This window comes from Parvibaculum sp., from assembly GCF_039680535.1.
In the GTDB taxonomy this organism is placed as follows: Bacteria; Pseudomonadota; Alphaproteobacteria; order Parvibaculales; family Parvibaculaceae; genus Parvibaculum.
On record NZ_JBDKSS010000017.1, the window covers coordinates 1 to 13,727 of the forward strand.

The 13,727-nt window shown below is 61.6% G+C and carries 12 protein-coding genes and 1 pseudogene; 8 read left to right on the forward strand and 5 right to left on the reverse strand.

Annotation, left to right across the window (positions count from 1 at the left end; genetic code table 11):
• Both ABFC66_RS12275 and ABFC66_RS12280 read right to left on the reverse strand, forming a co-directional pair.
• Positions 1-98 (reverse strand): annotated as a pseudogene (locus ABFC66_RS12275) (RNA polymerase-binding protein DksA); the annotation flags it as partial.
• A 266-nt stretch (positions 99-364) separates the two neighbouring features.
• A complete protein-coding gene (locus ABFC66_RS12280) occupies positions 365-796 on the reverse strand; it encodes a flagellar assembly protein FliX (protein WP_346741254.1) in 432 nt (143 codons plus the stop codon).
• A gap of 294 nt (positions 797-1,090) precedes the next feature.
• On the opposite strand from ABFC66_RS12280, the gene ABFC66_RS12285 reads away from it, so the two are divergent.
• The 8 genes from ABFC66_RS12285 (at position 1,091) to flaF (ending at position 8,717) form a co-directional block, all read left to right on the forward strand.
• The gene (locus tag ABFC66_RS12285) at positions 1,091-2,230 is read left to right on the forward strand and encodes a flagellar basal body P-ring protein FlgI (protein WP_346741255.1); all 1,140 of its coding nucleotides are present in this window, start codon (positions 1,091-1,093) and stop codon (positions 2,228-2,230) included.
• On the forward strand, positions 2,230-2,541 hold the full coding sequence (locus tag ABFC66_RS12290; protein WP_346741256.1) for a rod-binding protein: 312 nt from the start codon (positions 2,230-2,232) through the stop codon (positions 2,539-2,541). Before ABFC66_RS12285 ends, ABFC66_RS12290 begins: the two co-directional genes overlap by 1 nt.
• Positions 2,538-3,005 (forward strand): hypothetical protein, encoded by a 468-nt coding sequence (locus ABFC66_RS12295; RefSeq protein ID WP_346741257.1) that lies wholly within the window; start codon positions 2,538-2,540, stop codon positions 3,003-3,005. Before ABFC66_RS12290 ends, ABFC66_RS12295 begins: the two co-directional genes overlap by 4 nt.
• Positions 3,006-3,129: 124 nt before the next feature.
• Entirely contained in the window at positions 3,130-5,073 is a 1,944-nt protein-coding gene (locus ABFC66_RS12300) for a tetratricopeptide repeat protein (protein ID WP_346741258.1), read from the forward strand.
• Between the two features lie 339 nt (positions 5,074-5,412).
• On the forward strand, positions 5,413-6,531 hold the full coding sequence (locus ABFC66_RS12305) for a flagellin (RefSeq protein ID WP_346741259.1): 1,119 nt from the start codon (positions 5,413-5,415) through the stop codon (positions 6,529-6,531).
• 178 nt (positions 6,532-6,709) lie between these two features.
• Complete coding sequence (locus tag ABFC66_RS12310; RefSeq protein WP_346741260.1) at positions 6,710-7,816, forward strand: flagellin; 1,107 nt, start codon at positions 6,710-6,712, stop codon at positions 7,814-7,816.
• A gap of 129 nt (positions 7,817-7,945) precedes the next feature.
• On the forward strand, positions 7,946-8,347 hold the full coding sequence (gene flbT / locus ABFC66_RS12315; protein WP_346741261.1) for a flagellar biosynthesis repressor FlbT: 402 nt from the start codon (positions 7,946-7,948) through the stop codon (positions 8,345-8,347).
• On the forward strand, positions 8,322-8,717 hold the full coding sequence (gene flaF, locus ABFC66_RS12320; protein WP_346741262.1) for a flagellar biosynthesis regulator FlaF: 396 nt from the start codon (positions 8,322-8,324) through the stop codon (positions 8,715-8,717). Before flbT ends, flaF begins: the two co-directional genes overlap by 26 nt.
• Positions 8,718-8,788: 71 nt before the next feature.
• Here flaF and ABFC66_RS12325 read toward each other — a convergent pair whose 3' ends face one another.
• From ABFC66_RS12325 to ABFC66_RS12335, 3 genes are read right to left on the reverse strand one after another with little or no spacing between them, the layout of a single operon-like run.
• Positions 8,789-10,273, reverse strand: a complete 1,485-nt coding sequence (locus tag ABFC66_RS12325) for a flagellar biosynthesis protein FlgL (RefSeq protein WP_346741263.1) — start codon at positions 10,271-10,273, stop codon at positions 8,789-8,791.
• A gap of 2 nt (positions 10,274-10,275) precedes the next feature.
• Positions 10,276-12,183, reverse strand: a complete 1,908-nt coding sequence (gene flgK / locus ABFC66_RS12330; protein WP_346741264.1) for a flagellar hook-associated protein FlgK — start codon at positions 12,181-12,183, stop codon at positions 10,276-10,278.
• 42 nt (positions 12,184-12,225) lie between these two features.
• A complete protein-coding gene (locus tag ABFC66_RS12335) occupies positions 12,226-13,653 on the reverse strand; it encodes a flagellar hook protein FlgE (protein ID WP_346741265.1) in 1,428 nt (475 codons plus the stop codon).
• Positions 13,654-13,727: the final 74 nt, after the last annotated feature.

Sequence of the window (13,727 nt, forward strand, 5' to 3'; positions counted from 1 at the left end):
CACTTTTCCAGCTTGCGCCGGAAATACTCGCGCTGCCGCTTGTTCATGAACGGCTCGTCCTCGGACGGTACATAGCCTTTAGGTAAGCGGACAACCATTCGCGGTGATCTCTCCTGACACACACGCAGAAAACGCGCCGGAGTATAGGGAGAGGATTCTCGATTCTCAATAACCGAAGGCAACTTAGCTCGTCAAACGATAAGCAATTGAAATATATGGAGAAATATTGCGCCTTGGACGTTCACTCACCCCAGAGGCACATGAACTTTCTGTTACGGCGTTATGGACCCCGCATAAAGCGCCAAGGATTATGAATAATAAACCCGAGTCTGCCTGCGGCTCCACGGACGCGTCCGCGGCCCTGTCAGTCCTTCGGGAAGGCGCCGAACTTTGCCAGTTCGACCCGCGCTCGCAGCTCGATGTGATCGAGGATGTCGCCAAGCTCGGGGTCGAGCACGCGTCCCCTCTGCCCCTCGACCGCATTGAGCAGGCGAGAGAGCTTCGACTGTGGCAGCTGCCCTGCGAGCAGAGCCACCTTTATGTCGTCGAGCATGTCGAGCAGTTGTTCGCCCCGCGCAATGGCGCGGCGCGGTGAGGTCAGCGCATCGCCAGCCGCACCCGCGCCCTGCAAGGCGAGAAGCGCATCGACGGCTCCCAGCGAGGCCGATGCACCAAGGCCCGCAACGCCCCTGCCCTCGTCCGCTTCTTCCGTCATGAAGCCGGAGCCCAGGCCGCGCGCCGACGCCGAGCGCTTGCCCGCCGCCTGGCCGATCTGCCGTGTACCGCCAATCTTCATCGTTCTGTCCCCGAGTCCCCTGGCCGACAATGCCGGACGTTATGGACCTGTTCGACGCTGATCATGGACCTCATCCGTTAAAGCGGCGTTAAGCATGAGGTTTTCACCGGCAGATATTGCCGGGCGCAGCTTGACGCCTCGTCGAAACTTGCCGGGCGTGCCGCGACGCAACCGCCCAGGCGAACGCGCCGCACCAATAAAATCAGGCATTTAGCGCCTGTCGTCGCGAGACGAACCGCTGGCATGGGTTTCGCTTGGAAGGACCGAACTCTTTACGCGTCAGACGGTCAGAACATGCTCAGGCACATCGCCGCCTTCCTCCGCTTCACTGCGCTGCTCCTCGTTATTGCTGGCGTCTTCGCGCTCGTCCTGCCGCAGACGACCGAAGCCTCATCGCGCATCAAGGACATCGTTGACGTCGAGGGCGTTCGCGACAACCTGCTCGTGGGGTACGGCCTCGTTGTCGGTCTGAACGGAACAGGCGACACGCTGCGCAATGCACCGTTCACGCAGCAAAGCCTCACCGCGATGCTCGAACGGCTGGGCGTCAATACGCGCGGCAGCCAGATCAAGACGGCGAACGTAGCGGCCGTCATGGTGTCTGCGAACCTGCCGCCCTTCGCGCCGCAGGGCACGCGCATCGACGTGACCGTCAGCGCGCTCGGCGACGCGACCAATCTTCAGGGCGGCGTCCTGCTCGTCACGCCGCTCATGGGCGCGGATGGACAGGTCTATGCCGTCTCTCAGGGCTCGGTTGCGACCGGCGGCTTTTCCGCCAAGGGCGACGCCTCGTCCGTCGTGCGCGGCGTACCGACCAATGGCCGCATCGCCAATGGCGCCGTTGTCGAACGCGAGATCGAATTCAAGCTCGCAGAGCTCAAGACGCTGCGTCTGGCGCTGCGCAACCCCGATCTGACCACCTCGCAGCGCGTCGCAAGCGCCATCAACACGTTTCTGGGCAATGGCGCCGCTGTCGCCAACAATCCGACGACCGTTCAGCTGACGGTGCCGCCGTCCTATTCGGGCAATGTCGTCAACCTCCTCACGGACATCGAACAGCTTCGCGTGGAACCGGACCTTGCCGCCCGCGTCGTCATCGACGAAAGCTCGGGCGTGATCGTGATGGGCCAGGATGTGCGCGTGAGCAAGGTCGCCATCGCGCAGGGCAACCTCACCATCAGCGTCACGGAGACGCCGCAGGTCAGCCAGCCCGCACCCTTCTCCAACACCGGCCAGACGGTGGTCGTGCCCCGCACCAGCGTCAATGTCGAAGAGTCCAAAGGCCGCAAGCTCGCCATGGTCGATGGCAGCATCAGTCTCAAGGAGCTGGTGGACGGGCTTAACGCCCTCGGCGTCAGCCCGCGCGACATGATCACCATTCTTCAGGCGATCAAGGCCGCAGGCGCGCTCCAGGCCGAAATCGAGGTGATGTGATGATCGCGAGCCTCGCCGCCACCCCTGCCTATGTCCACACGCCAATGCAGGCGTCGACCGCCGGCGCGACGCGCAATGCGAAGGCCTGGGCCGTAGCGCAGGAATTCGAAAGCCAGTTCATCTCGGTCATGGCGCAGTCGATGTTCGAAGGCATCAAGTCCGATGGCCCCTTCGATGGCGGCGAAGGCGAAGGCATGTTCCGGTCGCTCCTCGTCGACCAGTACGGCAAGGAAATGACCAAGGCTGGCGGCATCGGCATCGCTTCCAGCATCTATAACGAAATTCTGAAGCTTCAGGAGCAAGGACATTGAGCGAACCGCACCGCATCGCCGCAAGCGACCTCACCCCTGCCGCCCTGGTGGACCGCATGCTTGCCGTCGCCGACCAGCTCGGCGACGTCATCATCCGCGAAACCGGCTACCTCCAGGCTTGCGAGCCGCTGAAGATCGGCGAGCTTCAGGAGCAGAAGATCCGCCTTGCCAATGAATATGCGCTGGATGTCCGCGCGGTGACGCTGCGCAAGGACCTGATCGACCGCGCACCTGCCGAGAAGGTCGCGACGCTCAAGGCGGCCATGACGAAACTCGACAGCCTGTTGCGCGCAAATGAAGTGGCGCTCGGCGCGGCGAAGTCGGTCTCCGAACGGCTGCTTAAGGCCGTCGCGAACGCGGTTTCCGAGAAGAAGGCGCCGGTGCTCGGATATGGCCGCAACGCCGCCATTGCCCGCCCCGCCGGCAGTTCGCCCGCCGCCATCGCTCACGACGCGCGCGTTTAACGCTAACGCCGCCTTAAAATTAACCTGACGCTAACCCTGTCCGCGCGAGTGTTGAGGCACATTCGGGCATTGTCCATTCCGCGCGCGCCGCGCCGGCCATGGACCGGACATAGGGGCGGCTTCAATGTCGAAATCGAGCAGTCAGGGCGCTGCGAAGCAGATCGGCCTGAACCGGACGATAGAACAGGCACAGGTTTTTCATCGCAAAGGCCAGTTTGCCGACGCGGAACGCCACTATCGCATGGCGCTCGCACAGGACCCCGCCAATGCTGGCGTACTCCGCCTCATGGGCGTTCTTGCGCATGAAGCCGGTCGAAACGACCGCGCCATCGAAATGTTGCAGCGGGCGCTCGACGTCGATCCGGATTACAGCACCGCGCATCGCAATCTGGCGCATGTCTTCGCTCTCGAGGGCAAAAACCTCGACGCTCTTCACCACTATTCGGAAGCCGCACGGCTTGATCCGGCCGACATCAACGCCCTGATCGAAGCGGCCAGACTGCAAAGCGACGTTCTCGGAAACTACGAAGCGGCGCTGTCGGCCTATGATCAGGGCCTCCGGTCGGCGCCGAACGATGCCCGGCTACACCGCGGCAGGGGCAAAATGCTCGCGGAGATGGACCGCCCCGATGAGGCGATTGCCGCCCTGGCCGAAGCCGCCCGCCTCGCACCGGGCGATGGCATCGTCGCCTATCATCAGGGAACGATCCTCGCCCGTTTCGGCCACACGCAGGAAGCTGCTGACGCCTTCGGACGCGCCGCCGAGCTGAACCCGACCGACGCCGAGACCTGGATCGCCTATGGCAACGCGCTTGCGGCCATAAAGGAAAAGCAGAAGGCGGTGGACGCCCTTTCCCGCGCCATCGAACTCACGCCGGACGCAGCCATCGCCTATACCAATATCGGCAATATCCTTGCCGACGAGGCGATGCTGAACGAAGCGATCGGCGCGCATCTCCGCGCGATCGAGCTCGCGCCTGACCTTTATCATTCATATGTGAATCTCGGCTCCGCGCTCCAGACCGCCTGCCGCCCGGAGGAAGCTCTGCCTGCTTACCAGAAGGCTGCGGAACTCAATCCCGGGCATGACGGCATTTTGTGGAATCTCGCACTCTGCCTGCTCTCGGTCGGACGCCTCGAGGGTTGGGACATCTATGGCTTCGGCTTCAGCAGCGGGCAGCGCAAGCCCATGCGTCCTTTCCCCGGCCTGCTCTGGGAAGGGCAAGATCTCTCGGACAAGACAATCATGATCTGGCGCGAACAGGGCGTGGGCGACGACCTGCGTTTCTCGACCGTCATTCCAGAGCTGATCGCCGAAGCGGGCCATGTCATCGTCGAAACGGAGCCGCGCCTCGTCGATCTCTACCGGCGCAGCTGGCCCGAAGCGACCGTTCGCGTCGAACAGGACCGGGCCACCGGTCTTGGAAATTATCCCGAAGACGAGATCGACTTCGACTTCACCGCGCCTGCCGGCATTGCGGCGTCGCTGCGTCGCCGCACGCTCGATGCGTTTCCGGCGCGCGCAAGGCCGCTGGTCGCCTGCCCCGAAAAGCGCGCAGCCGCGCGCGCATGGCTCGAAAGCCTCGGCCAGGGACCGAAAGTCGGCCTTACCTGGCGTTCCGGACTGCGCAACCCTGTCCGCAACATCTTCGCCACCGATCTTCAGGACTGGGCTCGCCTCCAGGAGATCGAAGGCCTCAAGCTGATCAATCTTCAATTCGGCGATCCACAGGACGAAATTCGCGAGGCCGCCGAGAAGCACGGACTCACGATCCATGAAATGCCCGGCCTCGACACACATAACGATCTCGACGGAACGGCGGCGCTGACCGCCGAACTCGACTTCGTGACCGGATTGTGGAACGCGGCCGCCGAAATGACCGGTGCCCTCGGCGTGCCGGGTCTCTTCTATATGCCGGCGCATCACCCCATGCAGATCGGCACGGGCACCCTGCCCTGGCATCCGACGCTTCATATCTATCCGGTCATGCCCGGCTTCGACCGGCCGGAGCTTATCGGGCGCATTCTTTCCGACGCCCGCGCTCTTCTCGGGTCCGCCCGGACCTGAGCCCGCGCGACGCCCGGCGCGGCAAATGCCGCCCGGCAAAAATGGCCGCCCCGGCAGCCCATGCCGGGGGCGACGATGGCGACAAGAATATAACCTATTGTTTTTATTACGTTTTCAAACTGGCCCGCTCCTTGCTACTTAACGGTTCAGCAAGTACACGAGTACAAGAAACTGAATGCTCCGTAGGCGAACGAAAGATGGCGGTGAGGGCCGATTTTCCTCATCCAGCAAAAATTTGGGCTGGACCGCCACGCGTTTACGCGGAATTAAGCATTAATTTTCAGTATGACACTCGAGCCGGACCGAGACTCGCCGGCAGAACCCAAGAGGGTGATAGAAATGGCTGACGTTGTTCTCTCTAGCGCGATGCGCTCCAATCTGCTGAGCATGCAGAACACGGCGAAGCTGCTCGACCAGACGCAGCAGCGCGTGGCAACCGGTCTCAAGGTCAATAGCGCCGTCGACAATCCACAGTCCTACTTCACGGCAAAGGGACTGAACGGCCGCGCCTCCGATCTGAATACCCTGCTCGACAATGAAGGGCTGGCGGTCCAGACCATCAATGCTGCGAGCCAGGGCATCGACGCGATCCAGAAGCTTGTGCAACAGGCCAAGGCGACCGCGACCCAGGCGCTGCAGACGACCATTCAGCCGACGACGCTGACGGAAACGGTCACCGCCCACGACTATTCGACCACGAATGGCTCCGTGACGATCAAGATCGGCAACAAATCCGCCGTCACGGTCCCGCTCACCACCAATATCCAGAGCGCGGGCGATCTGAAGGCCGCAATCTCGGCCGCGGGCATTTCCGGCCTCAGCGTCACCAAGACCTCGGCCGGTCTCCTGAAGTTCACGGTCTCTACGGGTGACAAGCTCACCCTGAGCGGCGATGCCACGGCCACCGGTGGCGCCCTTTCGGACACGACCAACACCAATAAGTCGTCCAATGGCACCAGCCGCAACAAGCTGATCGACGACTACAACAATCTGCTGACGCAGATCGACCAGCTGGCGAATGACGCGAGCTTCAACGGCACGAACCTCCTGAAGTCGGGAACGAACCTCGTCGTCAACTTCAACGAGGATCAGAGTTCGAAGCTGTCGATCGCAGGTGTGAACTCGAGTTCCGCCGGTATCGGCCTCGATACCCTCGCCTACGACGCCTTCAACAATGACGACACCATCAAGGCCGTCCAGAACAGCAACGACGCGGCCACGAACAAGCTTCGCAGCCTCGCGACCTCCTTCGCCTCGAGCCTGTCCATCGTGCAGGCCCGCCAGGACTTCACGAAGAATCTGGTGAACACGCTTCAGACCGGCGCGTCGAACCTGATCACCGCCGATACGAATGAAGAAGGCGCCAACATGCTGGCCCTGCAGACCCGCCAGCAGCTCGGCGTGCAGGCCCTCTCGATCGCCAGCCAGGCCCAGCAGAGCGTTCTGAAGCTCTTCTAAGCCGGTTGAAGCAGATATAAAGACGACCCAGCGGGGCCCTTCCGGGGCCCCGCTTCTTTTTTTGAAAAATCCGAGAAATTTTTTGGAGCATTTTACCGGGTCTTAAGACCTCGGGCGCATAGTCCTCGCGAGCTCAGGAAGAGCCCACGACATTCGTTCCTAGGAAAGGAAAAATACAATGAGCGGAATCACGCTTTCGGCCGGCGTTCGTCAGAACCTTCTGACCCTTCAGAACACCGCCGACATGATGTCGACGACCAACAACCGTCTTGCCACGGGCAACAAGGTCAACAGCGCCGTCGACAATCCGAACTCCTACTTCACGGCGTCGGGCCTCAACAACCGCGCTTCGGACCTTTCCACGCTCCAGGACAGCATGGGCCTCGCGGTCCAGACGATCAATGCGGCGAGCACGGGTATCGACGCGATCACGAAGCTTGTCGCCCAGGCCAAATCGACGGCCAACCAGGCGCTCCAGGCCTCGAACACCGCCACGACGCTGACGACTTCCGTCACCGGCACCAGCGCTTCGACGCTCAAGATCTCGCTCGGCGGCACCAGCGCTGCGTCGGTGTCGATCACGTCGGGCTCCACCGTGACCGCAATCGCGACCAAGATCACGAACTCGACCGCTGCCGCGGCCGCCGGTATCTCCGCCTCGGTCGACTCCAGCGGCAAGCTGGTCATCAGCGCCGCTTCGGGCGACAAGCTCGATATCACGGACACGAAGCACACATTCTCGGCCGCGACCTCGAGCAACGGTGTCAACAACACGGCGACCTACGTGAAGCAGTACAACGACCTGCTCACGCAGATCGACCAGCAGGCCAACGATGCCGGCTTCAACGGCGTCAACCTGCTCCAGAGCGGCACCAGCCTCTCCGTGAGCTTCAACGAAAGCGGCTCGAGCAAGCTCGACATTGCCGGCAAGGACGTGTCTTCGGGCGGCCTCAACCTGACGACCGTGGCGCAGAGCAACTGGAGCTCGGCTGGCAAGGTCGACAAGTCCGGTGTCAACGCCACGATCAGCAAGCTCGACGCGGCGACCTCGACGCTCCGCGCCCAGTCGACCGCCTTCGGTAACAACCTGTCGGTCGTGCAGAACCGCCAGTCGTTCACGAAGAGCATGATCTCGACGCTCCAGACCGGTGCTTCGAACCTGACCCTCGCGGACTCGAACGAAGAAGCCGCCAACCTGCTCGCCCTTCAGACCCGCCAGTCGCTTGCGACCACGGCTCTGTCGATCTCGAACCAGGCGAACCAGAGCATCACCAGGCTCTTCTGATACGGTCCATTCCTGTCAGACAGGGACGGCGGGGGCGCAAGCCCCCGCCGTTTCCTTTTGAAACGCACAGGCCCCGGTTAAACTGGGCAAAATCGATTCTGGTTTCCGCCCGCCGCCCAAGGACAAGCCATGGCCCTCAAAGTCGAACTCAAGCCCGGAGAACGTTTCATTCTCGGCGATAGCGTCATCACCAATGACGATCAGCGCACCCGGCTCTTCATCGAGGGCGACGCACCTATCCTGCGGGAAAAGGACATCCTCCGGTATGAGGATGCGGATACGCCCTGCAAGAAGATCTATATCGTGCTCCAGATGATGTACCTGGCGGCCGACGCGAAGCAGCACCATCCTCTTTATTTCCAGCTGATCGACGATGTCCTGCGCGCGGCGCCGAGCACGGCGCCCTATATCGACTCGATAAACAGTAAAATCTTAACGGGTGAAATGTATAAAGGCCTGAAGGAAGCCAAAAAGCTCATCGAATACGAGGGGACACTCCTCAACAATGCAAAGACATCACCAGGCCTATAATCAGACGGCAACGATGGTCACGGGCGACCCTCGGGAATTCGACGCTTCGATCCTGCTCAAGGCCGCCAGCCGCTTCCAGCGACTGCGCGACAACTGGGAAGACCACGATCGCCGCGAACTGGCCGACGCCCTGCTTTACAATCGCAAGATCTGGACGGTCTATGCGACCTCAGCCGCCGAGATGGATCATCCTCTCCCGCGCGAGATCAAGCAGAACATCGCCAATCTCGCCATCTTCATCTTCAATCGGACGCTTGAAATCCACGCAAAGCCCGAGGCACGCCTTCTCGACGTGCTCATCAACATCAACCGCCAGATCGCCGCTGGTCTGCTGCAAAAGCCGCTGCAGCCCATGGCGGAGGCGAGCTGAAGAAGCCACAGAACAAATAAGAAGGGCCCGGATTTCCGGGCCCTTTTTTCTTTCGGAGCTTGCCGCTCAGGTCACATGTAGCTGACCAGCGAGAGCTTCGAGAGCGACGAGGTGATCTGGTAGCTCGCCTGAAGCTGCGTCATCAGTGTCGTGAGCTTGGTCGAAACCTCATAGTCATTGGCATTCAGATTGTCGCCGAGCAGGCTCTGGCTCGTCGAAATCTGCGTCTGCAGACTGGTCTTGGTGGAGTCGAGATTGGACGATTGCAGGCCGAGCTTGGTGACGATGCCCTCGATCGATTGTGTGCCCTTGTAATTGAGCGCCGTCGCCGTTCTCTGCGTCAGCGCCGAATAGGAAGCGGCGGCATTCGTATCCGTCGCGGAATACTGGGCGACCGAGATAACGGCAGCCGCCTTCAGCGCCGTCACGATGGCGCTCTGGTCCGCGCGGGCGCCATAAGCGATCTGCTGCCCATCACCCACGGTGGCAACAAAATTGTCGCCCGCGGTGCCGCTCGTATCCCCCTGATACCAGAAGACGGTATCGGCCGCGGTCCCGTTCTGCAGCGACGTCGCCGTATAGGGATCGCTGCCGCTGACGCGCTGTGGCGGATTGCCGAAGAAATCGTTGCCGGCCTGGACGGCCGAGGCCGCCTTGAGCGTCGAGGCAGCTTCCGTCTTGATCGAAGTGGTGAGCGCCGACTGGAAATTCGCGGCCGTGGTGGTGGCATCGGCGCCGATGGTGAACCGCCCTGCCCCGGCCGGACTATTCGTCGTGGCGGTCAGTTTGACTGTCGTTGTCGTGCCATCCGGCAGCTTCATATCGACCGAAATCGACTGGCCTTCCGTCGGCAGCGTGGAGCCGAACTGAACATTGAGCGATGCCGGCGAACCGGTGGGGCCGGTCACCGTGGCGCCCGAAAGGTTTGAACTGACCGACGAAAGCTTGAAGCCGAACACGCCCGTGTCTTCCGTCAGCGAAACAGAGTCCGCGGTCGGCGAGCTGGTCGAGAGACGGCCCATGCCGTTTGCACCGAGGTCGGCCTTGGCCCGCTCGTCGATCACCGTCTTCAGGCCGGCATGGGTCGTATCGCCATTCAGCATCAGATCCGTCGAAACCACGGGCGTCGTCTGCGTGTCCTTGCCGCCGAAAAGATAGCGATCGGCGACGCTCTGGTTGAGCAGGCTCACCATCTGGTCGAGATAGGCGCCGGCGGTCGTCTGAAAGCTCGTCTGTGTCCCCGTCCCCGCGCTCAGATTGAACGACGAAGTGAGGCTCCCGGTCTTGATGCTCGACGCCATGCTGTTGATGCTGGTCAGCGCATCGGCGGAGGTCTGGATACGAAGCTGAACAGTATTGATCGTATCGATATAGCTGTTCGACTGCGTGACCTGATTGTTCAGCGACAGCACCAGGCTCGTCGCTGAACCGAGCTTCGCATAAGTGTCGGCCTTGTGTCCCGTCGTCAATTGCCGCTGAAGGTCCGCCAGCTGCGACTGAATGTTCGCGATGCTGTTCTTCATCGCCGTGGACTGGGACAGGGAAGAAATCTGCATGACTAGCGTCCGATGCTCAGGAGCGTCTGGAAGAGCTCCTGTATGGTCGAGATAACCCGCGCATTGGCGGCATAGGCGTTCTGAAGGACGATCAGGTTCGACATTTCCTGGTCAACGCTGACACCGGTCTCGCTGTCGAATTTCGACTGCAGCGTGTCGGAGGTGGCCTTCTGCGCGGTATAGTCGGTATTGGCCGATGTCGCCTGCGACGACTGATAGGAGACGACCCGCCGGGCGAAGGCATCGATCGATCCGCTATACGGCGTCGCCGCGCTGCCAATACCCGTGGACGATGAATAGACACGGCTCGTATCGGTCAAACGGCCCAGCAGCTCATTCGGCCGCGTATCGTCGCCAATATCAGCGCCCGTCTGATAGAGGACGAGCGAAGTCGTATCGTTTGCGATGGCGGCGTTGACCTGAATGCGTCCGGCAAAGCCCGTGATCTGCGATGGCGTGCCGAGAGCGCCGGTATAGGTCTTCTGCCCGTTGCCATCGACAAAGAGCGAGAGACCGCTTCCGAGCCCATCCTTCAGCGTATCGGCATTTTCGACGACATTCGTCGAAGCGGAATTCACCGTCGCCGACGAGGTGCCGTCGTCCACGATGCTGAGCACATTGCCGCTCGGGTTCGAAACGACGAGCGAAGGCGGCAACACCGCCTGCAGTGCCGAGACGATGCTGGCCATCTGCGCGCTGGCGCTCGCATTCGGGTCGATATAGACGCCGACCACCGTATCATTCGCATTGGTCGTCGCACTGTTCGGAAGAGGCAGAAGCGACGGGTCGGAGACCGGCACGACAGACACATTGTGCGTGCCCGTGCCGTCCGTATAGCTGAAATTGACCTGCGTGCCCGTGGCGCCGGTCGTGTTGCCCGACACGAAGGCGCTGAGGTCGAGTTCGAAGCCCGCGCCGCCACCGCTGGAAACCGCTGTGCCGGACACCGTGTCCGAGGACAGCGACAGGGCAAGCTGGCTGGCCAACTCATCGAGCTGATTTTGTGCCTGCGGCAGGTCCGTATCGCGCAGCTTGATATAGGCCGCGATGGAACCGGACTGGATGGCGCCCGAGGCAATCAGGTCCACCGATGTGGTGCCCTGGCTGAGCGTGATCGTACCGACCGAACGCTTCGTCGGATCCGTGCTGTAGGCGGAGCCCGCATCGAGATTCGCGTGCTGGTCGAAGGAAAGCTGCGCCGCCGCATTGTCGACGAGAAGCTGTCCACCGGTCGTGAAGACTGCGACGGTACCGTCGTCGCGCTCCACCGTCTTCACGCCCATGAGATTGGACAGCGAGTTGATCGCCGCGTCGCGCTGATCTTCGAGATCGCCGGTCGACTGTCCGCTCGCCTTGGTCTGGGCGATCTGCGTGTTGAGCTTCGCAATCGACTGCATCAGGCTGTTGGCCTGCGTAACGCCGTCGGCAATGCTCTGCTCAGCCTGCTTGCGCAGGTTCTGGACCTGTGTCGAGGCGCTGTTGAGCTTCGAGGCGAGCGTAGAGGCGCTATTGATCAACGCCTGACGCGCGGCGTCGTCGTCCGGCGTGGTCGCAACCGCCTGCATTTTGGTCGCGAAGGTCGACACTGCGCCCGAAATCGAACTGTCGCTATCGGGCGTGCCGAAGGACGAGTCGATCTGCGACAGGAAATTATTGTAGACGCTCAGAAAGGACGTCGACGCGGACTCGGTGCGCATCTGCTGCAGGAGATGCCTGTTCACCAGCCGTGTATCTGCGAGCTGAGAGACGCCGATGCCCTGGCTACCCGCCATCTGGGTCGTCGTCTGCTGGACCTTCCGCGTATAGCCGGCCGTATTCGCATTCGCGATGTTGCGCGAAACGAGATCGAGCCCCGCCTGACTCGCATTGAGCCCCGATAGTGCCGTACTGATCGCCGAACTAAGGCTCATGAAGGTAATTCCTGCCTACCGACCCGAATGTCAAAATGCGGGTTACCGCTTCATATTCAGCGTTTCCTGGATCAGCGAATCCGCCGCAGTGATGACGCGGGTATTCGCCGAATAGGCCTGCTGCGCGATGATGAGCTTCGAGAATTCGTCGGAGAGATCGACGTTAGAGTCCTCGAGCGCCGAACCGACGACCGATCCGCTTCCGCCGGCGATCGCCTGACCGGATTCCCCCGTTGCAGAAAAGGCGGCACCATCGACCTTCTGCAGTCCGTCAGGATTGTTGAAGTGCGCGACGCCGATCTGATAGAGGTCGACCGTCTTGCCGTTGGAATAGGTGCCGGCGATCCGGCCGTTATCCGTCACGGCGATGCTAACGAGATTGCCCGCGGCATAGCCATCCTGATCGATCTTGTTGACCGTCACGGCGCCGCTCGTGTCGGCGTATTGCGTGACGCCGCCATTGCCATGATAGAGGGTGACATTGCCGATGGCGTCGCCGTTCACCGTCAGATTGTTGATGGTCGTCGAGGCGACGGCCGGGCTCAGATTGCCTTGCGAGTCGAAAGTGTAGTTCTGGCCTACATTGGTCCACTTGGCGCCGGTGCCCGTGGCGCTGTCGTCGGATTTATAGAAGAGCTGCCAGGTCTCCGTGCCGGGCGCGGCGCCGCTGCCGTCACCATTCGCGTTGTCGACCTTCACCCAGCGAAGCTGAACGGAGACCGCGGTGCCCTGCGCGTCATAGGCCGTCACCGAACCACCCGTCACCGAGCGGTTGAGGAAGGCCGCCTCATCCTGAGCCTGAACGACGCCGTCGGTCGCGGGCGTGCCGGACGTATTGGTCGGATCGTTATGGAAGACCGTGCCGGAGGTCTTTTCCGCAGAGGTCTGCAGAAGCTCGCTGCCGGCGACCGTGGTGTCGTAATTGGAAGTCTTCGGCGTGCTGGGCAGATTGGCCTGGTAGTTGATCAGCGCCGTCGTATGTGCCGCGAGGAAGCCCTGATTGATCCGGACGACGCCCGTGGAGTCACCGACAAGGTTCCCCGATGTCGGATCGATCGGCGTGCCCTGCAGGTAATAGCCGCTGCTGTTCCTCAGGTAGCCGTTCTTGTCCATCGAGAAGTCGCCGGCGCGGGTGTAGTAGTCCACGTCCTGGAACACAGGGCTGTTATCGGCATTGCCCACTGCCTTGGAGACCACGAAGAAGCCATTGCCATTGATGGCCATGTTGGTCGCGACGGAGCTCGAGGAAATCGTCCCCTGCACGCTGTTGGTGTATTTCGGCTGGGCCATGACGGCGCCCGGCTGCTGGTTCGTCGACGTCGCGACCGTCACGATGTCGAGAAAGCTCGCCTCGGTCTTCTTGAAGCCAGTCGTCTGGCTGTTGGCAATGTTGTCCGAGATATAGCCGAGCGCGCTGGACTGAGCCTTGATACCCGTGACCGCGGTGCTCATCGCTCCGAAGAAACTCATCGCCTGTCTCCTGCCGAAATCGCCAATGGATCGTTCGGCGCATCAGGGAGCAAGGAGCGGGCCAGACTATATAT